This is a genomic window from Shewanella loihica PV-4 (genome assembly GCF_000016065.1).
GTDB lineage: Bacteria > Pseudomonadota > Gammaproteobacteria > Enterobacterales > Shewanellaceae > Shewanella > Shewanella loihica.
The window spans coordinates 2,782,278-2,807,487 of record NC_009092.1 but is presented as its reverse complement, the minus strand read 5'-3'; the positions used below and the strand labels follow the sequence as shown (position 1 = coordinate 2,807,487).

The window sequence follows — 25,210 nt, the reverse complement described above, 5'->3', positions numbered from 1 at the left end:
TAGCATTTACTGCTTCGGTAACATTACTTTAGCAGTGAAACGGCGTCTTCGGCGATCACCCACTCTTCGTTGGTTGGGATCACCATGGCAACTGGGCCATTGTCTGTGGTGATCTGACCCTGGTTACCAAAGCGTGCCGCCTGGTTACGTGCTGGATCCACTTCGAAGTTGAAGATAGCGAGCAGGTTAAGCACCTTCTCACGGATAAGATCTGAGTTCTCACCGATACCGCCGGTGAATACCAAGGCGTCCAGACGACCCAGTGGCACAGTGTAAGAGGCGATATATTTGGCCAGACGGTAGCAGAAGATCTCAAGCGCCAGCGTCGCGCCCTTGTGGCCTTCGGCGTAGCCTTCTTCGATGCCGCGACAGTCGTTAGTCAGCTCAGAGATGCCCAGCAGACCGCTCTGCTTGTTCATCAGGTTGTTGACTTCATCTAAGGTGTAACCCAGACGATCTACCAGGTGGTAGATGATAGATGGGTCGATGTCACCACAGCGGGTACCCATGACCAGACCTTCGAGCGGTGTCAGACCCATAGAGGTATCGACACTCTTACCGCCTTTAACCGCGGTGACAGACGCGCCGTTACCCAGGTGGGCACAGATGACGTTGGTGTCGGCTAACTCTTTACCCAGCGCCTTGGCGGCTTCGCGGCTCACGAACAGGTGGCTGGTGCCATGCATGCCGTAGCGACGGATGCCATGTTCGCGATAGAGTTTGTAGGGCAGGGCATACACGAAGGCGCGCTCTGGCATGGTTTGGTGGAAGGCGGTGTCAAATACGGCAACCTGTGGCAGGCCAGGGAAAGAGGCCTGGGCGGCGCGAATACCGATAAGGTGCGCTGGGTTGTGTAGCGGTGCCAGGGCGGCACAATCTTCGATACCCGCAATCACGCTGTCATCGATCACCACCGAATGGGTAAACTTCTCACCACCGTGAACCACACGGTGACCGATTGCCTGGATCTGGGCGGCGACGTCAGGATACTGGCCCAGAATCTCTTTAACGATAAACTCGACCGCCTCGCGGTGGGCGGTGAAGGCCCCTAGCTTAGACTCGAATTTGTTGCCATCGACTTTCCACTTGATGCGTGAATCTTCCAGACCAAAGCACTCTGCTAGACCTGAGATCTGGTCGTCACCCGTAAGCGCGTCGATAATGGCGAACTTCAGTGATGAGCTGCCGCAGTTTAGTACCAAAACCAGTTTGTTAGACATGTTTAAAACCTTTTGCAAAGTGAGTGAATGACTGGCATTCACCAAAATTAAATGACCACAAAGCCTAGGGCCGGTGTCGCTTTAAATTCTCGTTCCTGAGATTAAGATTCGGTCTCTGCCAAGGCGATGTCGCTTGGGGCTGACGCTCGCCTTGTGCTATGGTAAAGACAGTCTCTTAAGTGTTAGGTGTCATCATTGACTGTTCAAGTGTTAAAAACCTTAGGGGTCGGTCGTCGCTATATGAAGACTTGGCCTATGGTTAGACAACTTAGTTTTTATTTTCCAGAGTATCGCGTGATCCGCGCGACGGCTCTGGCGATTCGCTTGATGCCTCTGCTGGCCCTGCTGGCCGGCGGCAGTCAACTCTATCTGTATGGCTGGGCCTGGTTACCTCAGGCTATCACCATCGCCTTATTCTTTATCAGCTTGCCTATTCAAGGCTTGCTTTGGCTCGGTTGGCGCGCTAAGCATCCGCTGCCACTTTCTCTGCTGGATTGGGGCAATAATCTGTCCGCCAAGCTCCAGGGGATGGGGGTGGCTTGTCCCCCGCTAGGTGCTAGTGCCTGTTATCTGGACATGGCGGTCATCTTGAAGATGGCCTTCGAGCGTCTCGATAAACACTACTGGGAAGCGCTCTAACCTTTGTTAGTACACGGCAGTTATGCCGGCTTCCACAAACACCTGTTTAATCTGTTCCATGGTTTCGCGCGATGGGGGAGAGATATCCTTGAGGGTGTACTCTTCGCCCATGGCTTCCCATTTGTGTTTTCCTAGCTCGTGGTAGGGCAGTAGCTCCACCTTCTCCACGTTGGTCATAGGTTTAATAAATTCTGCCAAGCCCTTTGCCGAAGCAATATCATCTGTATAGCCGCCCACGACCACATAGCGTATCCACACTTTTTGTTGGCGTTTTTGGAGATACTGGGCAAATTGCAGCGTGCGATGATTGCTGACATGGGTTAAGGCGATGTGTTGGTCGTCATCGATATGTTTGATATCGAGCAGCACCAAGTCTGTGTTATCGAGGAGTTCATCGATAACAGGTGTGTATTTACGTACGAAGCCGTTGGTGTCTAGGCAGGTGTGTATGCCTTGCGCTTTGCAGGCCTTGAACAGGGCCGCGACAAATTCGGCTTGCAGTATGGCTTCGCCGCCACTGGCGGTGACGCCTCCGCCGCTGGACTCGAGAAAAGGTCGATAGCTGATGATCTGTTCCATCAGCACGTCGACCTCGATTTCATGTCCACCGTGAAGATCCCAGGTATCACGATTATGGCAGTATTGGCAGCGCATCAAACAGCCTTGCATAAAGGTGATAAACCGAATGCCGGGACCGTCAACTGTGCCAAAGGATTCCAGTGAGTGAATCCGCCCTTTTACTGTCATTGTGACTCCGAAAACTTCAATTAAAGTAGGCTGTGCTAAATTAGTGCACAGCCTAGCTTATATTCACCAAAAATCTAGCGTTTGACCGCTCGATTGACGGAAATTACATCCCTTTGGTGAAAGTACGTGTAATGACGTCCTGTTGCTGCTCTGGTGTCAGTGCGTTGAAGCGCACGGCGTAACCAGAAACACGGATAGTCAGCTGTGGATATTTGTCAGGGTTAACCACTGCATCCTCCAGCATTTCGCGGTTCATCACGTTCACGTTCAGGTGCTGACCACCTTCGCGGGTCTCATTGTGAGCGAAGTAACCATCCATCAGCGCAGCCAGGTTAGCGCGGCGACCGTCGTCATCTTTACCCAGGGCATTTGGCACGATAGAGAAGGTATAAGAGATACCGTCCTGTGCGTGAGCAAATGGCAGCTTGGCAACTGAAGTCAGTGAGGCGATAGCGCCTTTCTCGTCACGGCCGTGCATTGGGTTTGCGCCCGGTGCAAATGGCGCGCCGGCTGGACGACCGTCTGGTGTCGTCCCTGTCTTCTTACCATAAACCACGTTTGAGGTGATGGTGAGGATAGACTGAGTCGGGATCGCGTTACGGTACATCTTCTTGTGACGGATCTTAGCCATGAAGCGCTCAACCAGCTCGGTAGCCAGGTCATCGACGCGTGCATCGTTGTTACCAAACTTAGGATATTCACCTTCGATGTCGAAATCGACGGCGATGCCGTTTTCGTCACGAATTGGCTTAACCTTGGCAAACTTGATGGCAGACAGTGAGTCGGCAGCAATAGACAGACCAGCGATACCACAAGCCATGGTGCGACGTACGTCTCTGTCATGTAGCGCCATCAGGGCCGCTTCGTAAGAGTACTTGTCGTGCATGTAGTGGATAGCGTTCAGTGCAGACACATATTGGGTGGCTAACCACTCCATCATGGTGTCCAGGCGGCCCATCACATCGTCAAAGTCCAGCACTTCATCTTTGATTGGCTCAAATTTAGGGCCGATCTGTGTCTTAAGCTTCTCATCCACACCGCCGTTGATGGCGTAAAGCATGGTCTTGGCCAGGTTGGCGCGGGCACCGAAGAACTGCATGTGCTTACCAACAACCATAGGGCTCACACAACAGGCGATGGCGTAGTCGTCAGAATCGAAATCTGGACGCATCAGGTCATCGTTTTCGTACTGAATAGAGCTGGTATCGATAGAGACCTTAGCGCAGTACTTCTTGAAGTTAAGTGGTAGCTTCTCTGACCAAAGCACTGTGATGTTTGGCTCAGGGCTTGGACCCATGTTGTATAGGGTGTGCAGGAAGCGGAAACTAGACTTAGTCACCAGAGTACGGCCATCAAGACCCATACCCGCGATAGACTCGGTAGCCCAGATTGGGTCGCCAGAGAATAGCTCGTCGTACTCAGGGGTACGTAGGAAGCGCACCATACGTAGCTTCATCACGAAATGGTCAACCATCTCCTGGGCTTGTTGTTCGGTCAACACGCCATTGTTGATGTCACGCTCGATGTAGATATCCAGGAAGCTAGAGGTACGGCCAAGAGACATGGCGGCGCCGTTTTGGCTCTTCACTGCGGCCAGGTAGCCGAAGTAAGTCCACTGAATCGCTTCTTTAGCGTTGGTTGCAGGACCTGAGATGTCACAGCCGTAGCTGGCAGCCATCTGCTTCATCTGACCCAGGGCTTTGTGCTGCTCGGCGATCTCTTCGCGTAGTTGCATGGTGGCTGAAAGATCTTCACCCGCTTCAAACTGCGCCTGCAGTGAGCTGAACTGGGCAAATTTTTCCTGCATCAGATAATCGATACCGTACAGGGCGATACGACGGTAGTCACCAATGATACGACCACGGCCGTAAGCATCTGGCAGACCTGTCAGTACGCCAGACTTACGGCAGCGCATGATCTCAGGGGTGTAGATGTCGAACACGCCTTGGTTGTGGGTCTTGCGCAGCTCTGAGTAGACATATTTGATGTTTGGATCCAGTTCACGACCATAGGCAGCGCATGAACCTTCGACCATGCGGATACCGCCATTGGGTAACATGGCACGCTTAAGTGGCGCGTCTGTTTGTAGACCGACAATGGTTTCAAGATCTTGGTCGATGTAACCTGCAGCATGAGAGGTAATGGTAGAGACTTTGTCGGTATCGAAATCAACCGGCGCGTGGGTGCGGTTTTCCTGTTTGATACCTTCCATCACTTTGTCCCAAAGCGCACTGGTCGCTTCGGTGGCGCCTGCTAGGAAAGATTCGTCTCCTTCATAGGGCTTGTAGTTCTTTTGAATAAAGTCGCGTACATTTACTTCAGACTTCCAATCACCAGGAGTAAAACCTTCCCACGCTTTGGTGAACAGCTCAGTTTTTTCGGTCATCGTACTAATACCTTCTGTTTGAGATAAAGGTTATTGGTTATCGAGAGGCTGTCACTGCAGACGTTGCGATACACCAATAGCTATTCTTCGCAGCTCCCTTCAATGTATTACCCGGATGATGGGAACTGAATTATCGAACCGGTAAACCGTGTCGATTTGAATCTGTTTTACGCGATATCCGAAGCCGTTTGACACTCACTGTCTAAATCGATTCGGTTATCGTTAAATTGGTAAGACCAATTAACCATGTGCATAGTACCATATCTCCCTAGACGCTGCATCTGAATCGGTCCGCTTTTGCCCGAGTTAATGCCAAAATTGCTATCGGGTTATCATTTTTGGCGCAAAATTTCGTTTGCATCTCACCTAAGAGTCGGTTATTTGCGCGAGGTGGTTCACACCTTTGTATGACTGCCAATGACATCGAGGATAAGGGCGATTCCCTGGCGTTATGAGCACCATGCCCATAGGGCATATTGATGCCTGTTATCAGCAAGTTTGATGTAAGTATAGGGGAGATAAAAATGAAGAGGGCCTAAGCCCTCTTCGTTGTCGTTTGCGCGATTAAAGTAGCGCCGGGATCCCTTGAATCATCCCCACCGCGAGCATGGCGGCGAGACAGATAACAAAGGCCAGACCCGGAATGATCAGCCTGTCGGCTAGGCTCAGGCTAGCGGCACGTTCTTTATCACCAATCAGGCCGTTATTGTCTAATAGCATGGTAAGCGCCCAGGCCAGCACAGGGTTGGCGACGAATGAGGCGAAGATACAGATCCCCGCCGCCTGGCTGCTTTGGGTGTCTTTCACCATCTGCATGCCGGCTTCCAGTAGTGGCAGGAATACGCCAACCAGCAGCGCGATTGACATTACTGGACGCCATACGGTGACATCCATTGGGTAACCCAGTACCGCGACTATGATACACAGGCTGCCCAGTAAGATGGCGCCGGCAGGAATAGGACGCTTAGCGATCGCCGCCGGGATCATATAGGTACCCCATGAAGAGGTGATGTTACCGCCACCCACAGCCGTACCGACGATTTGACGTAGTGAGCAGGTGGTCATGGTGTCATCCACATCCATCAGCACTTTCTCTGTGCCTTTAGGGTAGTTCAGCTCTTGGAAGATACGGTGACCGAGGAAGTCTGGTGACCACATGGCAACCGCCAGGATGGCGAAAGGCAGCGACGCGATGAAGTGCTCGAAGTTAGGTAAGCCTAGCTGCCAGCCGTGTTCGGTAGAGCCCCACCAGTACACTGGGTTCAGGTTAGGGATGCCAGGTGCGGTAACAAACTGCAGATCTAAGCCGGCGCCGAGGGCGAAGGCCAGCGCAATTGCCGCGATTGAACAAAGCGGAATAGCCAGCCAGCGTTTACCCACCTTGGCCAGATAGGCGTACAGGACAACGTTCACCAAGAGGATGAAGAAGGCAACATAACCCAGGCTATAGTCCAGGGCGTGCTTGGCCTGCAGGCCACCGGCCCAGTCAAACAGCGAGGTGATCTGACTCTTGGCGCCCATGAAGCCCAGGAAGACCAAGAGTCCCCCCGCGACGCCGCTGGAGGTGAGGTTCACCAACCTGGAGCCACCTTTAAAGTAACTGAGCAACAGACCAAAGATACCCAGTAGGATCGCAAGCGCTAATGGGTGCGCGCCAGCTAAGGCGATGGTACCGATAAGTGGGATCATGGGGCCGTGGTTGCCGCCAAGGTTAGCGCGAGGGTTGATAAAGCCGGAACTGATGATACAGAAGAGCAGGGCGGGGATGAGCATTTCGACGCGAACCACCTGAATGGCGAATTCGGCGCCCAGGTTGATGTGTTCCCAGCGCTCACTCAGGCCCGAAGCCCAGGCGGCCATTACGGCGGAATACATTACCGTGATGCCGATAGTACCAGCGATGGCGGGTACTAAGTCTTCCCACTCGAAGCGGAAGTCGCGTCCCGGCAGGTTGAGGCCCCAACGTCTGGGCTTCATGATCTGTAATTCGTGGTCTAAATATTCTTCACGAGTGGCAAACTCGCTGGCAGGACGGTGAAGCGCCTTGTAAGTCAGCTCAGAGGCTTCCATCTCTTCTTTTTTGACTGTTTCTGACATAATTTCTCATTCTCCGAAAAGAACTTATTGACTCATCAATTCGATGAAGACTTAGAGGTAATCCTTGCAAGTCAGCGAGTGTCGTTTGTTGAAAAACCCCCAGGTGCCACTCGAGTAACTTGTCCGCCCCCTAGAATGGATAAAACACCCTAAATCCGGCGAGCAGTTGCATCCCTAACGCTGTTTAAAATTGGTCTGACCAATTTACCTCATAAATCTTAACATAGTGAATTTCACCTGACATTAACTATCAATAAACTTGAAACTGGTGATTAGATGATTTGGGAGCTAGTTAACATCTTGTATCGCCATTTCAGATCAATTTTTACATTAGGCATATATATTGCGTTTGGATATGGATCGCGCCTTTTGTCACTTTTGGGAGCCACTCCCCCCATTCTCAGCAAATTAGAGATGCCTCGCACGGCTCACATTTTTGGCTGGGGCAGGCTTCACAAAAAGCCTGTGCGATGTGCGTCGCGTCTCGAAAATGCTCATCTGCGTCTGCCGCTTCGCCTCCAGCGCGCCCACACAAAGGACTCGCCAGGGATGTTAATCAAGATGCCTTATAGCTTAGGCAATAGGTGGTTAGTTGCCAGTTTGCTTGGTGAGCCGCACGCCTTTACACCTCATGGGCGCTTTTATCTCTATTTTCCTAATTAACACATGTTTTCTTATAACTTATTGTATTTAATCGTTTTAAAGGTTATTTGTTGCTGACTTAACAACTTGATTACCTCCAGGTTTGGTTATCAATTTTACTGATTGTTTCATTCATTATTATCAAATTTTATTTCGCCTTTTTAATGGCTAATCTCGGCATCAGAGAGTGAAGCAATAGGCTAACTCTTTGTAAAAACATTTATTAATCAATAGCCGTCTTTCGGGACTTGGCACTTGCGGAGATGATGTTAATGAAATTTCACCCCTGTTTTACGCTCGGCTGGAGATGGACGCGCCATGACGATACCTAATCTAGTGCCACTTGCAGCCAGGCGGGTCGAGCCAGCGCCTTCGAGCGAGCCTAGTCTGTGTCAACGCGTCGCGACTTATGGTCAGGAGAAGGTAACTAAGCAGGCGATGCAGTCTATCGGCCAGGCGATGTTTGCCGGCGCCTTTATCGCGCTCGCCTTCGTGTTTTATCTCACCGTTACCACGGGGGCATCTGGCGATTGGGGCATGGTACGACTCGTTGGCGGCCTGGCCTTTAGCTTGGGGCTGATGTTGGTGGTGATCTGTGGTGGTGAGCTGTTTACCAGTAGCGTACTGAGCAGCGTCGCCTGGGCGCAGAAACGTGTCAGCACGCGGGAGCTGCTGGCCTGTTGGGGACGCGTCTATCTGGGTAACTTTTGCGGCGCCATGATCATGCTGGCTTTGATCCTCAGTGCCAAGATGTATCTGTTAGACGGTGGACTCTGGGGACTCAACGCCTTGAAGGTCGCCCAACATAAGCTGCACCACTCCTGGGGCCAGGCGTTCGCACTGGGCATCTTATGTAACATGCTGGTTTGTTTAGGGGTTTGGATGACCTTCGCCAGTAAGGAGGCGCTGACTAAGGCCATCTTGTTGATGCTACCCGTGGCGATGTTTGTCAGCAGCGGCTTCGAGCACAGCATAGCCAATCTCTTCATGGTGCCGCTGGGGATCGCCATTAAGCAGTTGGCCATCTGGGACTGGTATCAGATCCCCGGATTTACCGCCGAGCAATTTAGTGATCTGACGCTGCTTCATTTTCTGACCAATAACCTTATCCCTGTGACCGCGGGCAATATCGTCGGCGGTGGCCTAGTGGTGGGGCTGGGTTACTGGTGGATAGATTCAAGTAAGGCACATGTTGGCCCACTCGCTCAGGTGACATCTATGACGGTGCATCTCGAACCTGTGTTAAGCCGCAGTGATCAGAGTAACAGACAGGACAACGGCAGCGAACTCGCTGCAAATTCAATCTCAATATTATCTAGTAAAGCTTGCAGGGGAGAGACCCAAATGCCTAAATCGATTCAAAAATTAAATGTCAGCGTGCTGATGGAGCAGACACCTTTTACCCTAGCCCCCGAGCTGTCTGTATATGAGGGGCTTAAGCAGCTCAACGAGAAGCAGCTCCGCGGCGCGCCCGTGGTTGATGCTAAGCAACGCCTGCTGGGGTTTGTCTCTCAGCAAGATCTGCTGCGTAGCCTATGGTCAGAAGAGTTTGTTCGTGGCATTAGCTACAAGGTGGCCGATCTGATGCAGACCAGGGTGCTGACGGTAACCCCTGATGATGCGGTGGCCGATCTTATTGAGGTGATGGTGGTAGACCGTGACAAGCTGTTTCCCGTGAGTGACATGGGGGTGCTGACTGGCCATACCTATGCCAGTTACGAGGAGCGACTGCGCCATGCCAGCGCCAGTAAGCCCAGCTGTTTTCCTGTGGTCAGTGAAGGCAAGTTAGTTGGGGTGATTAACCGAGAGTCCATCGTAGCCAAGGTATGCGCCATCTACGAATAGTGTCCAAGACCAGCTGTAAACATTAAAAAGGGGCGAATGCCCCTTTTTAATGTTTACCGAACAGCTAGCCGAATTGCCTACTCATATTACCTATGAGTTAAGCAGGCAGTGAGTTGTGCAACTAACCAAATTCGCTATTTATTGCCTTTGGCGTGCTGGCGATGTTTGCTCAGGCGTCTGGCCTCGGTGATCACGCAGTCACGTAGCGGATTCTCGCCTGAATCGCAGCGCCACACGAAAGAGAGGTGCCTCTGCATATTGAGTTGCGGCGTTGGTAAGATAACCAGCTCGCCGGCGGCGACCTCTTTCTCCACATCCAGGAAAGGCAGGCTACTCAGATAGGGGCCATTTTTCACCAAGGCCTTGAGCAGGGAGACATGCTCATACTCTTTCCATACGTGAAGCTTTTCGATGACGCCGTGGATGGCTCCCTCGAAGATGCGGCGGGTCCCGGCGCCTTGTTCGCGCAGCACCCATCTTGCCTGTTCAAGCTGCGCCAGGCTGATGTTGGTTTGCTTGGCGTAGGGGTGGTGAGGCGAGGCGACTACCACCAGATGATCGTCTAACCATTGCTCCTGATAGAGACGGCTGTCGTCGTTGCGGCCTTCTATGATGCCAAAGTCATATTCGTAATTAAGTAAGCCCTCGACCACGTTCTCGGTATTCTCCACTGTGAGCTCGATCCTAAGTTCAGGAAAATCGGTATCGATTTTACTGATGAGCTCAGGCAGCAGATGTTCGGCGGCCGTCTGACTCGAGCATAAACGGAAACGACCACTTATAAGGTGTTGTTCGTGAAGGCCTAGTTCGATCTGTTGTGCATCTTGCAGCAGGCGTCTTGCCCTTGGGCGTAACCAGTTTCCCCAGTGGCTGAGGGTGAGGCGATTGCCCTGTCTGATAAACAGCGGGCGGCCGAGCAGGTTTTCCAACTGGCCAAGGGACATGCTGACTGCAGACTGAGTCATCGACAGTTTTCGCGCCGCGGCACTCACACTTTCCAGGCTGGCTACGGCATCGAACACCATGATTTGTTTTAGTGAGTACTTCATCGAGCTTTTGGCGTCCTAACTGATTTAAACAATAAAGAAAACTATCAATAAAATTGATGCTTGTGTGATATTGATTGTATGAGCGACCGAGTGCTTTCACAAGTAAAGCGTTGATTTTATCTAAGTTACTCGACCTGCCTCACTCTTTGGCGGCGTCTTGTGCGCCCCATGACAATTTTGACCAATACGTGAATCCTATCCAGGGATGCTTGAGCAATATGGCCGCCTGGTCTGAGGGTTATCCATTATTGGCCAGCGCGGGGGATTCTTGTGCAGTGAAAAGGGAATTGGTTTATATTGGCGGGCAACAACTTAGATTCCAAGAATAACCATGGAAAAACAATGGCAAATCAAGCGCCTTCCCCGGCGGTGAACCCGCAAAAGAAAATTCCTTTACCCGATACTTTAGTGATCATCTTCTTCGTGGCGCTAGCCGCCATGTTGTTGACCTATCTGGTACCTGTTGGCTCCTTCGAGACCCAGGAGATCCATTATCTTGCCGATGGCGTCGAAAAACAGCGTAGTGTGGTCGACCCGAACTCGTTTCGCTTTAGCCTGGATGAGGCCGGAGAGCATCTCAAGCAACCGGTAGCCCTATTTGAGGGAGGGGGAGGCGTAGGTTTCTTTAACTTTGCCTTCGAAGGCTTAACCTCGGGTTCTAAATGGGGCACCGCCATAGGGGTGATCATGTTTATGCTGGTGATAGGCGGCGCCTTCGGCATAGTGATGGAGACTGGCACCATAGATAACGGCATCATAAGGCTTATTGATAAGACCCAGGGTAACGAGCGCCTCTTCATTCCCGTGCTCTTTATCCTGTTCTCCCTTGGCGGCGCCGTGTTTGGCATGGGGGAGGAGGCGATCGCCTTTGCCATCATCATCTGCCCTTTGATGATACGTTTAGGGTTCGACGGCATCACCACAGTGATGGTGACCTATGTGGCGACTCAGGTGGGCTTTGCCAGCTCTTGGATGAATCCCTTCAGCGTGGCGATTGCCCAGGGCATCGCTGGGATTCCAGTGCTTTCCGGCGCTGGGGTGAGGGGCGTCATGTGGGCAGGCTTCACCCTGATGGGGGTGATCTTCACCATGCGCTACGGCGCCAAGATCCAGGCCAACCCCCAAAGCTCACTCTGTTATGAGTCGGACAGATATTTTCGCGAGCATCATGGAGCGAACGAGTTACAGAGCCGGTTTAACCTTGGCGATAGTCTGGTGCTGCTCACCATCTTGCTAACGGTTATCTGGGTGATTTGGGGCGTTGTCGCTAACGCCTGGTTTATTCCTGAAATTGCTAGTCAGTTCTTTGCCATGGGGATTGTGGTGGGGATGATTGCGGTGATCTTCAGGCTCAATGGTATGACGCTGAATCGTATGGCGACCAGCTTCAAGCAAGGTGCTGGCACCATGCTTGAGCCAGCTCTGCTGGTAGGCTGCGCCTCGGGGATCTTGCTGCTTCTCGGTGGCGGTAAGCCTGATGAACCTAGCGTACTCAACACTTTACTCAACAGCGCAGGCAGCTTGATTGGCCAATTACCTGCGGTCGCCTCGGCCTGGTTTATGTTGCTGTTCCAGTCGGTGTTTAACTTCTTTGTGACCTCGGGATCGGGCCAGGCCGCCTTGACCATGCCCTTGATGGCGCCCCTTGCCGATATCGTCGGCGTGTCGCGTCAGGTGGCCGTGTTGGCCTTTCAGTTGGGGGATGGCTTCACCAATGTGCTGGTGCCGACGTCGGCGTCGTTGATGGCCACATTAGGGGTATGCCGTGTCGATTGGGGTATTTGGGTCAAGTTTATCTGGCGTTTCATGCTAGCGCTGTTTTTGGTCTCTAGCCTAGTGGTAGTCGCCGCTCATTATCTCGGCTTTGTCTAAGAGCAAGTTTTTAATTTTGGCAATAAAAAACGGCATCCTAGGATGCCGTTTTTTCATTAAAGTTCAGTTAGATTAGAACTTCACTTCACCTTCTAGGAACCACTCACGACCACGTGCGTTGTACACTGAACGTGGGTAGTGCGGCCAAGAAGTATCGGTTGGGTCAAAGTTAGGACCTGCATCGAACAGGTTAACTACGCCAGCTTTCACCTTGATAGCATCAGTGATGTTGTAACCTGCAGTCAGGTTCCACTTAGTTTGTGATGCCACTTCGTGTGCGCTTTCGTCGAATGCTTCGTTGTTGTCGATAGCAGATTGCTTGAACGTCTTGTATTGAACACCGTGCATACGCGCAGTGTGGTAAGCACCTAAGGTCGCTTCGAAGTCATCGATGTAGTAACCCAGTACAACGTTTGCACGGTACTGTGGCAGACCACCGTTTTCTAGATCGTCTTCAACTGGATCAGTTGGTGACAGTTGGTACTCAGACAACAGGATGTAAGTACCGGTGAAGTTAAGCTTCAGCTCACCAATGTTGTCCAGATCCCAGCTATAACCAGCAGTGATATCTAAACCACGTACTTTTTGGAATGCCAGGTTCTGTGCAACGGCGTTCACGTGAGTGATAGTGCCGCTTGCATCACGAGTCAGCATGCTTTCGTACTGTTCGTATTCACGAGCAGCCTTGCTAGCGCTGATGTCGCTAACCATGTCATCCAGTTTCCATTCCCATAGGTCGAATGATGCGTTGAGTGCATCACCGCCCCATACCGCGCCTATGTTAGCTGTGTAACCAGTTTCGGCTTCCAGATCTTTGTTAGCACCTGTTGTAGTGTCTACGTGAAGTTCCTTACAAACAGCATTCAGTGTTTCATCGCCTGGGTAGCCCTGACCTGGAATACCACCAAGTGCTTGACACTGTTTGAAATCGATAACAGTAGAGAAGCCCTTAGTCGCATCACCATATACACGATGCATGTCTGGTGCGCGGAATACTGAGCTGATAGAACCACGAACCAATAGTTCGCTTAGTGGACGGTATTCAATAGTCAACTGTGGAGACAGGTTGCCACCGAAATCATCGTAGCGGTCATAACGTAGTGCCGCGTCGACAGTCAGTACGTCAAGAACAGGTAGGCTCAATTCGGCATAAGTTGCCCAGAAAGAACGCTCACCGGCACCTGAAGAACCACCAGTGGTAAGGATGTTACCTTTCTTAGACTCTGAATCTGTGTTGGTTTCATAGTCTTGCTCTGTGTACTCAGCACCGAATGCAAACTGAGCGTCACCCGCTGGCATTTCGAACGCCATACCAGAGATGTTAGCCTGGATGTTCTTCTGAGTAGACTGAGCCTTCTCAAATGGTGAGTAAGAGGCTTGTTCTACATCTTCTGCGCTCATGTTCTTCAGCAGAGAGTTGCCGTTTTCACCGGCAGTGATGTAGTCGAACATGCCGCCAACAGTAGCATAGCCACTGCGGAACACGTCTACGTTAGTACGGCCGTAGTTAACTGATGCATCCCAGCTGTATTCATCAGCCAGTGTGCCTTCCAGACCAGCGGTGAAGAAGTAGTTACGCGTCTTAGTCTCGCCAGCACGGTTGCTGAACTCGTGTAGACGACGTAGGTAGTTGTAATCACCATCGGTTGCGTTGGCGAAGTCACCGCCTAGGGCAGTAGTCTTGTCGTTGAAAGTCTTGCTTAGATCGCCATTGCTTACGGTGACGCTGTTGCCTGCGACTTTGATGTCGTAGTCATTGATCGCCATAGGCTCGATGTTAGTGGTAGATTTCGCTTCGGCGAAATCTAAACGACCTACGAAGCTAATGTCATCGGCCAGCTCATAGTTGAAGTTGGTTGAGCTGATGAAACGTGAGCTCTTAGGTTGTAGGTCGCGCCATTCTGAACGGTCGAAACCACACAGAGAGCCAGTCCACAGGTAACCGCCAGCGGTACATTCTTCTTCAGTCAGTTGACGTGCGCCAGTACCAGAACCTACGATGCGAGCACCGTATGAGCTGTAAGCAGAAAATTCGCTGTATGGTACTTTGTCAGTGTGTAGACCGAAGTTTTCACGATCAGTCGCTTTTAGCTGCTCGTTATCGGTAAATTCGATGAAAGTCGATACGTTACCGCGATCAGATGAAGCACCTAGAGAAAGCGCGATACGGTCACTTCCGCCGCCACCGTTTGTGGTGTCACCGTGACGGTACTTAAGTGCTACACCTTCGAAGTCTTTTTTCAGGATGATGTTGATCACACCACCAACGGCGTCAGCACCGTAAATAGCAGAACCACCAGATTGCAGTACTTCGATACGTTGTACCGCTTCCATAGGTAGGTTAGCAGTATCTACGAAGTTATCGGTACCACCAGATGGCTTTGGATATTGGTTTAGACGCTTACCATTGATCAGTGTCAAAGTACGGTTAGCACCGGCGCCACGTAGACTGATAGATGAGGCGGCTGGTGTGAAACCATGAACTGACTGGGTGGTCATTGCACTGGTGGTTGAAGTTAGGCTTTCCAACGCATCTTGAACGTTAGTGAAACCCTGTTTCGCCATGTCTTCTGCGCTCATGACGGTAACAGGTGTAGCCGTTTCCATATCGGTACGCTTAATACGTGAACCTGTTACTTGAATACGTTCTACGCTGTCTTCGTCCGCCGAATAAACGGCAGGTACGCTTAGTGCTGCCGTCGCGGCACCACCAATTAATGCGAAACGAACAGCTTTAGCCAATATAGAATTAGGCTGCATTGTGTTTCTCCCTGAGACTTATTTTAATTTTTGATTTAACACTTATGGACTGACCGTTTGTATTCGATCTAAGTGTCGATCTTTATTTAGTAAAAACTTTTCAAATATTTACTTATATTGATAAATCTTTACCTCGTGCTCGATATAATCATAGAGAGGTAACAACTGCAACAAGGTGGCTACAGCCGATACGCCTACTCACGCACTTAGATTTTTATCCTTTTTTTAACAAAGAAAAAACAATTAACATTGCAAGATGGGTGTTAAATAAGCGATTTATTTCAAAACGCTTCCTAATGTTATTTTTTGTGGTCGCTTGTAAAGGTGGCGTGAAATCTTGTGCGATTATTTGTTTTTCATTTGTTTTTGTTTTTGTGTCTAGTTGTTTTTTACTTGTGCTGTTTGTTATTTAAAAAAAATACAAAAAATATGAAAAATATTGTGGAAATGATTTGTTTGTGACCAAAATCACCGCTATTCATGTCTGTTTAATTGTTTGTATATTGTTAACGGCAAGGTGTGAGGGGATTAAATTCTAATACTAATGTGCGGTGTTTTTCTTAATTCATGGTCTATTTGGCGCTCATGATAAGTCATTATTATTAAGTTTGAGGGTTAGGCTTGTTAAATCTGTGTTGCTCTTTTCCGCTCGACTATTTGCACCAATGAGAGGGCAAAAGGAAGGAAAAGGGAAAGGGAAAGGGAAAGAGAAGTCACTTTGACGGGCGACGGTTTGTTGGCTGAGAAGGTGCTTAGCAACACAGTTGGCCCTGTCGAATTGGCTATTAAGCTAATTAATCTAGCGTCTATACATCTATTAACCCAAACCTAGCGCTATTTAACAGAGTACACATCGGTACTATAGAGACTAGAGAAAGTCGAGAGCTAGGTAGACCGCATACCTGAGGTCATTGGTCTACCTAAGATTTTTAAGGTTAAAGATTTAAGGTTAAAGATTTAAGAATTTAGGTTTAAGTATTTAAGGCTTTCTACGACAGCGCAGCAAGGTATGACCTAGTCCTATGTTATCGATATCCTCGTCGACATAGAGGCCCGCCGATGAGATCAGCTTGAGCAGATCTTTCGAGTGGTACATGCGGCTATTGCCGTTTGCCATGGCAGTGAAGTAGAGCGAGGTGGCATTGACACAATAGGCACCGGCTTCGCAGGGTTGTCTGTCCCAGAAGGTCTCTAAGATACAGAGTTCGCTATGGGAAGCCATATTGGCGGCGGCTAGTTTTAATATGGTCAGTATCTGCTCCTCGGAGAAGCAATCTAAGAACTGACTCATCCAGTAAAGATCCCCTCCCTTAAAGAAGGGCGTATCTGCCTTTAACAGATCGCATTCGAAGCCATGGATACGGTCACTCAAGCCCTTGTCTTTGGCATTTTCCATGGCGACCTTCAGCTGACCCGGGAGATCCATGATGGTGACTTCGACCTCGGCATCGTAGCGGGTGCAGGCGAGTGCCCATTTTCCCGTGTTACCACCTATATCCACCAGTGTCTTCGGCTCGGCCTTAAAGATCAGTGGCAGCACAGTGCCAAAGGCGTGATCGGAATAGAAGTGGTCGAATTCGAACCAGCTCTGCTTGGCCGCCGGTGGCAGCTGGCTTAGGCCAGGATAGATGGTCTGCCAATCGCCAAACACCTTCAGACCACTGGCTTCGCCATTCTCCAATGCCTTGTCGAGCTCGAACATCCCTTGATAACAAACGTCATGGTTGAAGTTAAGGTTGACTCTGGACATCTCATCGTGAAGCAGGAAGTGGCCTATCTTGTCCAGGTGAAAGCCTTGATCATCTTGCCAGACGAGTCCCATGCTCAGGGCCATATCCAGCAGGACACCGACGGCATAGTCTGATAGATCAACCAGACTCGCGAGCTGTGGGCGGCTCGAGCCAGGTTTAGCTTCGATTTGGGCTAATAGATCGAATTTCAGCAGGCAACGGGCAACCTGGAAGGTTATTGGAGCGAATGCGATTTTTTGTGCTTCAAATTTGGCATCAAATGCCGATATCTGTTTCGGCGATTGGTAAAAGTCCATCAGAGTCCTGACGCTTGAGTGAGTGAAATGCCATCCACTCTAGCCCGATCCCCTGCTGAGGACATCAAGTCTATGTCGTTTTATCGACCTGGCTCGCGAAAACAGTCCCAAGATAGCCGAAATTATCTACGATACAAGGCGTTATTGATCGTTGAGAGGGGCGTGTAACGATGCTGTGCTAGGTCAAGTGTTACTCCGGTGTTAACATAGCATCAGCTCTGTCGCCGATGGTTTAGATCGATAAGGATAGAATAAATGCAGCAACCTCTTAGTTATGTTGGACGTATCACCCACAGGGCCGATGGTGAGGCGCGGCGCGTGGCTATCTTAGAGGCGACTCTAAGGTTGATCGTCAAGGAGGGGGTTCGCGGCGTGCGTCATCGCGCCGTGGCAACAGAGGCGCAGGTACCGCTTGCCTCGACCACCTATTACTTTAAAGATATCAAAGATCTGATCAGCGACGCCTTAACCTACTTTGCCGAAAAAACTCTGTGGATGAACAACACTCTAGAGCAGAAGAGTTTTCAGCTGCTCGAGGTGCTTAAGGCAGACAGTCACCAAGTGGCCCCGGACAAGGTGGCGGCGCATCTGACCGAATTTCTCTGTGAACATATTCAAACCCAAGTGAGTCACAGGGACGATCGTATTCTGGAGGTGGCGTTTCACGAAGAGGCGCTGCGCAATCCCGCGCTCGCCGAAGCGATTCAACTGTTGGACAATGGCTTTGTCAGCACTATCGAGCAGTTTTTTACCGCCTTAGGATCAACCACGGCCAATGCCGATGCCCATCAGCTGTTGGGGCTGATTCGTTGGGTGGAGTATCAGAGCATTATCAGTGGCAATCTGGACAGCGACTTTTTGCAGCAGACCCTTGGCGCCTGTATCGACAAGATCCTGCGCGCCATAAAATAAAGCCCCAATAGTTTAAAACTATCGGGGCCTCAAGTTAGCTAACCAGCCTTATTAGGCGAGTCTTACTGAACGTTTTCCGCGTCGCCAAATTGGCCTTGGAACAGGACAGAAGAGAGGTAACGTTCGGCCGCAGATGGCAGGATCACCACTATGTTCTTGCCTTCAAACTCTGGCAAGTCGGCGATACGGTTTGCCGCAACAACCGCTGCACCCGAAGAGATACCTACCAGGATACCTTCCTCTTTCATCAGGCGCTGGGCCATCTCGATCGCTTCTTCGTTGGTCACGGCTTCTACGCGATCGATCACGTCAAGGTCTAGGTTGCCTGGGATGAAACCTGCGCCGATACCTTGGATCTTATGTGGACCAGGCTGCACAGGTTGACCGGCCATGGTCTGGCCAATGACAGGAGAGTCTGCAGGCTCAACTGCAACCGAGGTGATAGCCTTGCCTTGGGTTTGCTTGATATAACGACTCACACCGGTAATGGTGCCGCCGGTACCCACGCCCGCCACAACCACATCGACTTCACCGTCTGTGTCGTTCCAGATCTCTGGACCTGTGGTCTTCTCATGGATCTCTGGGTTTGCTGGATTATCGAATTGGCCCAAGATCAGATATTTTTCTGGCGCAGATTGACGCAGCTCTTCAGCCTTGTCGATGGCGCCCTTCATACCCTTGGCACCTTCGGTCAGCACAAGATTGGCACCCAAGGCTTTAAGCAGTTTGCGACGCTCGAGGCTCATGGTGTTTGGCATGGTCAGGGTTAGCTTATAACCACGGGCCGCGGCGACATAGGCCAGTGCAATACCTGTGTTGCCTGAGGTCGGCTCAATCAATTCTTTGTCTTTAGTGAGCAAGCCCTTCTTTTCGGCGTCCCAAATCATATTCGCGCCAATACGACACTTTACACTAAAGCTAGGGTTACGGGCCTCAACCTTGGCGAGCACATTTCCCTTGCTGACGCGATTTAGGCGAACAAGAGGTGTATTACCTATGGTATATGAATTGTCTTCGAAAATTTTACTCATGGATTACTTGCTCCTTAATGTATACAGCTAAATCATAGTGTGGTTTGGGCGCATTAGAAATGATAGTTTCATCTTCGTTATTCTTTTCTGTTATAAAAGCTGTCACTTATATCATAATTACATCGCTAAGGGGGCTGGTCTAATGGGGATCCTATTGATAAGTTAGCGAAATGTATCAAGCCCGCTAGCCAAAATAAGCAGAATAAATCGCAGGGAGCAGATGAGTGAGCAGCACAAACGATAGGATAGGGGATGTGGCAAATATGCCGAGCACAGCGCATCAATCTGCGAGCCCTGATTCAGCTAAAAAATCTAAGACAAAAGCTCCAAACTCCAAAGATCGTAAGACCAAAGATCCTAAGAGCAAGGACCCTAAGACAATAGTCACCCCCTTCGCCTTTCATGTAGCGCCAGAGCTGCTCTATACCCCGCTGGCCTCGCCACTCAAGCGTGGCCTAGCGATGCTGATCGATGGTTTGCTGATTAGCGTATTAGCTGAGCAGGCCGGCGCCCTGTTTATTCTCCTGGTCGGTTTAACCTTAGTGATTGAGCGTCGCAGCCATCAACTGGGCAAGGCTTTGAAGTGGGGCCTCTATCTTGCCATGCTCTTGATGACAATCTGGGTCACCAGCGACAACATCATCTCCTACGGCGATGCGGATAAAGGTAAAGACGGGGAGAAAGTGGCGCAAACTACGGGTCAGCAGGCGGAGTCGCTGAATGCACTTAAGGTCATGCCGCAGATAATAGCCCTTAGCCTGTGTGAGGAGGCAAGCTGCGCCGACGAGAAATTAACTAAGCTGCTTAGCGCGATGGACAGCTTAGAGGCAAGCGACAGGGAGAAAGTGGCGCTGGCATCTCAGCTGATCGACGAGCTGTCTCTGCCGAGTCAGGAAAAACAAGCACTGATGCAGCGCCTAAAGCAGGCTTACCCTAATGGCTTTGCTGTAAAGCAAGGCGAGGTTAAGCAAGACGCGGTGAAGCCAGAAGCACTGCAGCAAGAAGCACTGAAGCAAGAGACGGTGAAACAAAGCACGGTGGAGCAAGAGGCAAGCGAGTCAAGCCAACAAGCCTTAATGGATGAGCCAGCAGCGCTCGGGATTGACCCGGATAAACTTGATGAGGAGGAAGATAAGCCTTCGCCCTACAGCCTGCTGGAATGGGCCAAAGGCATCTTAAACGATCTCGGGCTCGGCTTTGGCTGGGCCGCCTTCTACTTCACTATCTTTACCGCCTGGTTCGATGGTCAGACACTGGGTAAGAAGCTGCTCAACATTCGGGTGGTGCCGCTGGATGCCTCATCTATCTCGTTATGGGATGCCTTTGGGCGATATGGTGGTTATGGCGCCGGTTTCGCCACAGGTTTACTCGGATTCCTACAGATATATTGGGATGCTAACCGTCAGGCGATTCAAGATAAGATCTCAGAAACTGTCGTTGTTGATCTCTCTAAGCCAAGAGAAATCCCAGCAGAGGAGAGCTCCCCTGAGGTATACGGTGGCGCCTGATTCGTAATAAAAAGGCCTGCAACTGCAGGCCTTTTCTTTTGAAGTGAGCTTTATTCAGGCGCAATCTGCTCATTGCGATAGGCGGCGCGGTATTTGTCGACCCACATAGAGGTGGCGCCACAGATGGCGACCGGCATCACGATAAAGTTGATAATGGGGATCATCGAAAACAGGGTCACCGCTGCGCCGAAGCTAAAGCTGCTGCCCTTGGTCTGATTGAGGGCAAACTTCATATCATTAAAAGGCACCTTGTGGTTATCGAAGGGATAGTCACAGTATTGGATCGCCATCATCCAGGCGCTAAACAGGAACCAGAGCACAGGCGCGGCGGTCTGGCCGATAAAAGGCACCCAGAAGAGGATGAGAAACAATATGGCTCTGGGCAGGTAATATTTCAGTTTTATCCACTCGCGCCCCAGGATGCGTGGCAGATCTTTAATCAAATCTATGGTGCCGCCGGTATTGAGGTCTTTGCCGGTGAGATACTGCTCAACCTTCTCCGCCAGCAGGCCGTTGAAGGGGGCGGCTATCCAGTTCATGACGGAGCTGAAGATAAAGGAGAGCACCACCAAGAGGGTGAGCACCGCCAGCGGCCAGAGCAGGAAGTTCAGCCAGCTCAGGTACTCTGGCAGTTGACCATTGATCCATTGAAACACCTGCTCCAGCTGGCCGATGGCGAAGTAGATCACCGCCGCAAACAGCACCAGGTTGACGCTCAGCGGGATGAAGACGAAGCGTCTCAGCCCCGGTTGTTTGATCAGCCGAAAGCCGTCGAGAAAATAGTTCACGCCACTCTTAGCGGGCTTGCTTGCTTTTTGATTCATAGTCTTATCAGAATATCCTTATGTCTTGCTTAAGGCCGATTGTGTGTCAGCCCTGTTGTAAAAACAAGGGTGAAATCACGCCGCGTAACAGAAAAAACGTTACAAAATGCGGCATGCTTTGATAAAGTGGCTAGCAATAATAACAGCGATACCAAGCGCGCCTCCCAATAGACGACCAAACTGGCACAATGAGACTCACACAGATAAAACTTGCTGGATTTAAGTCGTTTGTCGATGTCACTAAAATCCCTTTTAACCAACCGCTTACGGCAATTATCGGCCCCAATGGCTGTGGCAAGTCCAATGTGATCGACGCGGTGCGCTGGGTGTTGGGCGAAAGTTCTGCCAAGCACCTGCGCGGCGACTCCATGGCTGACGTTATCTTTAACGGCTCCTCGGCCAGACGCCCTGTCTCTGTGGCCAGTGTCGAGCTCAGCTTCGACAATCAGCAGGGCCGTCTGGGCGGTCAGTACGCCAGCTATCAGGCGATCGCCGTAAAACGTCAGGTGAGCCGCGACGGTGAATCCAGTTACTTCCTCAATGGCCAGAAGTGTCGTCGTAAGGACATTACCGATCTCTTCATGGGCACGGGACTCGGTCCGCGCAGCTACGCCATTATCGAGCAGGGCACCATCTCACGGCTTATCGAATCTAAGCCTCAGGAGCTGAGGGTCTTCATAGAAGAGGCCGCCGGCATCTCCCGTTACAAGGAGCGGCGACGCGAAACGGAAAACCGCATCCGCCATACCCGCGAGAACCTCGAACGCTTAGGGGATATCCGTCAGGAGCTGGGCCGACAGATAGACAAGCTCGCCGAGCAGGCCGAGGCTGCGCGTCAATATCGGGCATTGAAACAGACGGAGCGGGATCAACATGCCCAGCTCGAGGTGGCCAAATATCTGGAGCTGAGCGCCCAGTCTGACAAGTTATCCCAGGAGATAGAGGCTAAGACGCTGACCCAGAGCGAGGGCGACGCTGGGCGAGAAGCCCTGTCGCGCAACTTGACCGAGATTAAACTCAAACTCGATGAGCTTGAGCGCCAGGAGCAGCAACAGGTCGAGGCCTTCTATCTCAATGGCAATCAGATCGCCAAGCTCGAACAGGAGGTCAAGCATCGTCAGCAGCAAGATGCGCACCTCAAGCAGCGTATCAAACAGGACGAAGAGAAGCTGGCGCTGCTAAAGGCTCAGGAGCAGGCGCTCATATTGGCGCGCGGCGATCTCGATGAACGTCAGCACGGTGCCAGGGAGGCTCATCAGGCGTTGCAGCTGCAGCTCGAGCTACTCGATGAGCAGCTTGGCGAGGTTGAGTTATCCCTGGAGCAGGCACAGGAAGCCGAGAGCCAAGCCAAGCAGGCGGTTAACCAATGTCAGCTACGCCTGGAGCTCACCAAGGGGGAGCTCAAGCATAAGCAGAGCGCCCTGGCTCAGGTAAAGTCGCAACATCAGAGCGCGTCACGCCAGCTTGAGCAGTTATCCCATCAGGATGAAACCGACAATCTTGCGCTGCAACATGCTCAGTGTGAACGGCTCGCCGAGCGGCTCGATGAGCTGAAGGGCGAGATAGAGCTGGGGGCCGCCACTCAGTCTCAGCGACAGGAGCAGGCGCGCCAGACCCAGGCGCAGGTCGAAGCCCTGTCGCAGTCCTTGGCCGAGGAGCGGGGACGCCTGGCGGTGGTCAAACGTATCTTACCTCAGGAAGATGCGCTTCAGGGCCGCGCCCTCTGGCAGGCGATTCAGGTCACGCCTGGCTGGGAAGCGGCGGTCGACCTGTTGCTCGACGGTCTGCTCACCCAGAAGGTGAGTGACAAGCACAGCGGAATGGAAACAGAGAATGAGAGCGGCTTTGAGTTAAGCAGATCTCAGAAGTGGACTGGCCTCAGCAGCGAGGTCAACCTGGCGCCCTGGCTGTCCAGACTCAATTGGGCCGATAGCCTGAGTCAGGCTAAGGCCATGCTGGGGTCAATCGAAGATGACGAGCGCATAGTGACCGCCGATGGCTACATCGTCGGTAACGGCTTTGTGCTGCAAAAGGCCGAGCAGGGCCGCCAGCTGGTACAGCTCAAGGCCGAGCAGCAGGCGCTTGAGCTCAGCATAGCGGCCAGTGTCGAGGCGATAGATGAGCGCAGGGCGGTGCTTGCCGAGGTCAATCAGGCCTTGGATGAGCAGCGTGAGGCGCTCACCCAGCTTAATACCAGTTTGCAGGGGACGCAGCTTGAGCGTGAACGCCTGATGGCACAGGCTCAGGCGACTCAGGAGCGTATCGCCCAGCAAGGGGAGCAGCAAGCCAGGCTGAAGGCCTTGCTCGAAGAGCAGATCGGCGAGCTAGAAGCCGTGGAGCAAAGCCTAAGTGAGCTGACAAGTCGTCGCGATCAAGACGAGGCGCAGCTGACTGAGCTGACGCGCTCAGCCGACAGCCAGGTGGCAGGACTTGCCGATCGCCGCGCTCAGCATAAGGCGCTGGGCCGCGAGCGTCAGGCGTTGGCGCTGCAGTCCCAGCAGCTACAGCAGTCGCTGCAGGCGATCAATACCGAGCAGGCGCTTAGCCGTCAGCAGGGTGAGCAGCTCGAGCGGCAGATGAAGGAGCTGGCCCAAGAGCTGAGCGAGCTTCAAGGGCAACTCGAGGGGCAGGATAAGCTAGATGGTAAGCTGCAAGCCGATGCCATGGCGGCCCAGCTCAATGATGCCTTGGCGCGTCAGGGGGAGGTGCAGGCGGCGCTCGATGCATTGCGTCTGCAGCAGGCTGAGCTGCAAAATCAAGCAGACGAGATCGGCGCCAAACAAAAACAACAACTTGGCAAGTTAGAGCACTTGACTCAAGCCATCAGCGCGTTAAAGTTACGTCGCGAAGGGATAAAAGGTCAAATTGACAGTCAGTTAGCCCAGATCAGGAGCCAGGAGGTGGATATCGCCGAGGTGCAGGCAACGCTGGATCTGACTGTGAGCCTGAGTCATCGTCAGAAGACGCTTGAGCGCACAAAGGCGCAGATCGAACATCTTGGCGCGATAAATTTGGCGGCGATTGAAGAGTTCGAGCAGCAGAGTCAACGCAAGGCCTATCTCGACAGTCAGGATGCGGACTTGGCCAAGGCCCTCGGCAGCCTGGAGGAGGCGATCCGCAAGATCGACCGCGAGACCAAGACGCGCTTTAAGGAGACCTTCGATAAGGTCAACCAAGATCTTGGTGTGCTGTTTCCTAAGGTGTTCGGCGGCGGCAGTGCCTATCTGGCGCTGACCGATGATGATCTGCTGGAGACTGGCGTGACCATCATGGCCAGACCGCCGGGGAAAAAGAATAGTACGATTCACCTGCTTTCGGGTGGAGAAAAAGCATTAACCGCTTTATCATTGGTATTTGCGATTTTCAGGCTGAATCCGGCGCCTTTTTGTATGTTGGATGAGGTCGATGCACCGCTCGATGATGCCAATGTCGACAGGTTCTGCCGACTGGTAAAAGAGATGTCTCAGAGCGTGCAATTTGTTTATATTAGTCACAATAAGATCACCATGGAATTGGCCGATCAACTAATAGGTGTCACTATGCACGAGCCAGGGGTTTCACGCATAGTTGCCGTCGATATCGATGAGGCGGTGGCATTAGCCGACGCAGTATAATTTTGGGAAAAACAGGG

At 51.7% G+C, this 25,210-nt stretch carries 15 protein-coding genes; 6 read left to right on the top strand and 9 right to left on the bottom strand.

Annotated elements, in window-relative coordinates; translation table 11 throughout:
- Positions 1-23: 23 nt before the first annotated feature.
- Entirely contained in the window at positions 24-1,220 is a 1,197-nt protein-coding gene (ackA, locus tag SHEW_RS12395; RefSeq protein ID WP_011866190.1) for an acetate kinase, read from the bottom strand.
- 195 nt (positions 1,221-1,415) lie between these two features.
- Here ackA and yfbV point away from each other — a divergent pair, with 195 nt between their 5' ends.
- Complete coding sequence (gene yfbV / locus SHEW_RS12390; RefSeq protein WP_011866189.1) at positions 1,416-1,859, top strand: terminus macrodomain insulation protein YfbV; 444 nt, start codon at positions 1,416-1,418, stop codon at positions 1,857-1,859.
- A gap of 6 nt (positions 1,860-1,865) precedes the next feature.
- On the opposite strand, the gene pflA is transcribed toward yfbV, so the two are convergent.
- From pflA to SHEW_RS12375, 3 genes are all read right to left on the bottom strand, one after another.
- Entirely contained in the window at positions 1,866-2,606 is a 741-nt protein-coding gene (pflA, locus tag SHEW_RS12385) for a pyruvate formate lyase 1-activating protein (RefSeq protein ID WP_011866188.1), read from the bottom strand.
- 103 nt (positions 2,607-2,709) lie between these two features.
- Positions 2,710-4,992, bottom strand: a complete 2,283-nt coding sequence (pflB, locus tag SHEW_RS12380) for a formate C-acetyltransferase (protein WP_011866187.1) — start codon at positions 4,990-4,992, stop codon at positions 2,710-2,712.
- A gap of 564 nt (positions 4,993-5,556) precedes the next feature.
- On the bottom strand, positions 5,557-7,089 hold the full coding sequence (locus tag SHEW_RS12375; protein WP_011866186.1) for a DUF3360 family protein: 1,533 nt from the start codon (positions 7,087-7,089) through the stop codon (positions 5,557-5,559).
- A gap of 960 nt (positions 7,090-8,049) precedes the next feature.
- Between SHEW_RS12375 and focA the strand changes: the two genes are divergently transcribed.
- Complete coding sequence (focA, locus tag SHEW_RS12370) at positions 8,050-9,576, top strand: formate transporter FocA (RefSeq protein WP_011866185.1); 1,527 nt, start codon at positions 8,050-8,052, stop codon at positions 9,574-9,576.
- Between the two features lie 134 nt (positions 9,577-9,710).
- Here the strand turns inward: focA and SHEW_RS12365 are convergent, their stop codons facing one another.
- Positions 9,711-10,625, bottom strand: a complete 915-nt coding sequence (locus SHEW_RS12365) for a LysR substrate-binding domain-containing protein (RefSeq protein ID WP_011866184.1) — start codon at positions 10,623-10,625, stop codon at positions 9,711-9,713.
- 342 nt (positions 10,626-10,967) lie between these two features.
- Here SHEW_RS12365 and yfcC point away from each other — a divergent pair, with 342 nt between their 5' ends.
- Positions 10,968-12,497 (top strand): putative basic amino acid antiporter YfcC, encoded by a 1,530-nt coding sequence (gene yfcC / locus SHEW_RS12360; RefSeq protein WP_011866183.1) that lies wholly within the window; start codon positions 10,968-10,970, stop codon positions 12,495-12,497.
- A gap of 72 nt (positions 12,498-12,569) precedes the next feature.
- On the opposite strand, the gene SHEW_RS12355 is transcribed toward yfcC, so the two are convergent.
- Both SHEW_RS12355 and SHEW_RS12350 read right to left on the bottom strand, forming a co-directional pair.
- Positions 12,570-15,257 (bottom strand): TonB-dependent receptor, encoded by a 2,688-nt coding sequence (locus SHEW_RS12355; protein WP_011866182.1) that lies wholly within the window; start codon positions 15,255-15,257, stop codon positions 12,570-12,572.
- A 979-nt stretch (positions 15,258-16,236) separates the two neighbouring features.
- A complete protein-coding gene (locus SHEW_RS12350; RefSeq protein WP_011866181.1) occupies positions 16,237-17,304 on the bottom strand; it encodes a methyltransferase in 1,068 nt (355 codons plus the stop codon).
- Between the two features lie 255 nt (positions 17,305-17,559).
- Between SHEW_RS12350 and SHEW_RS12345 the strand changes: the two genes are divergently transcribed.
- The gene (locus tag SHEW_RS12345; RefSeq protein ID WP_011866180.1) at positions 17,560-18,216 is read left to right on the top strand and encodes a TetR/AcrR family transcriptional regulator; all 657 of its coding nucleotides are present in this window, start codon (positions 17,560-17,562) and stop codon (positions 18,214-18,216) included.
- A gap of 62 nt (positions 18,217-18,278) precedes the next feature.
- Here the strand turns inward: SHEW_RS12345 and cysK are convergent, their stop codons facing one another.
- Positions 18,279-19,247, bottom strand: coding sequence for a cysteine synthase A (gene cysK / locus SHEW_RS12340; RefSeq protein ID WP_011866179.1), 969 nt, complete (start codon positions 19,245-19,247; stop codon positions 18,279-18,281).
- A gap of 263 nt (positions 19,248-19,510) precedes the next feature.
- On the opposite strand from cysK, the gene SHEW_RS12335 reads away from it, so the two are divergent.
- Positions 19,511-20,755 (top strand): RDD family protein, encoded by a 1,245-nt coding sequence (locus tag SHEW_RS12335; protein ID WP_011866178.1) that lies wholly within the window; start codon positions 19,511-19,513, stop codon positions 20,753-20,755.
- Positions 20,756-20,805: 50 nt separating this feature from the next.
- Here the strand turns inward: SHEW_RS12335 and cysZ are convergent, their stop codons facing one another.
- Positions 20,806-21,579 carry a sulfate transporter CysZ gene (gene cysZ, locus SHEW_RS12330; protein WP_011866177.1) on the bottom strand — a complete coding sequence of 258 codons (774 nt, stop codon included), beginning with the start codon at positions 21,577-21,579 and terminating at the stop codon, positions 20,806-20,808.
- 188 nt (positions 21,580-21,767) lie between these two features.
- Between cysZ and smc the strand changes: the two genes are divergently transcribed.
- The gene (gene smc / locus SHEW_RS12325) at positions 21,768-25,193 is read left to right on the top strand and encodes a chromosome segregation protein SMC (RefSeq protein WP_011866176.1); all 3,426 of its coding nucleotides are present in this window, start codon (positions 21,768-21,770) and stop codon (positions 25,191-25,193) included.
- Positions 25,194-25,210 lie beyond the last annotated feature (17 nt).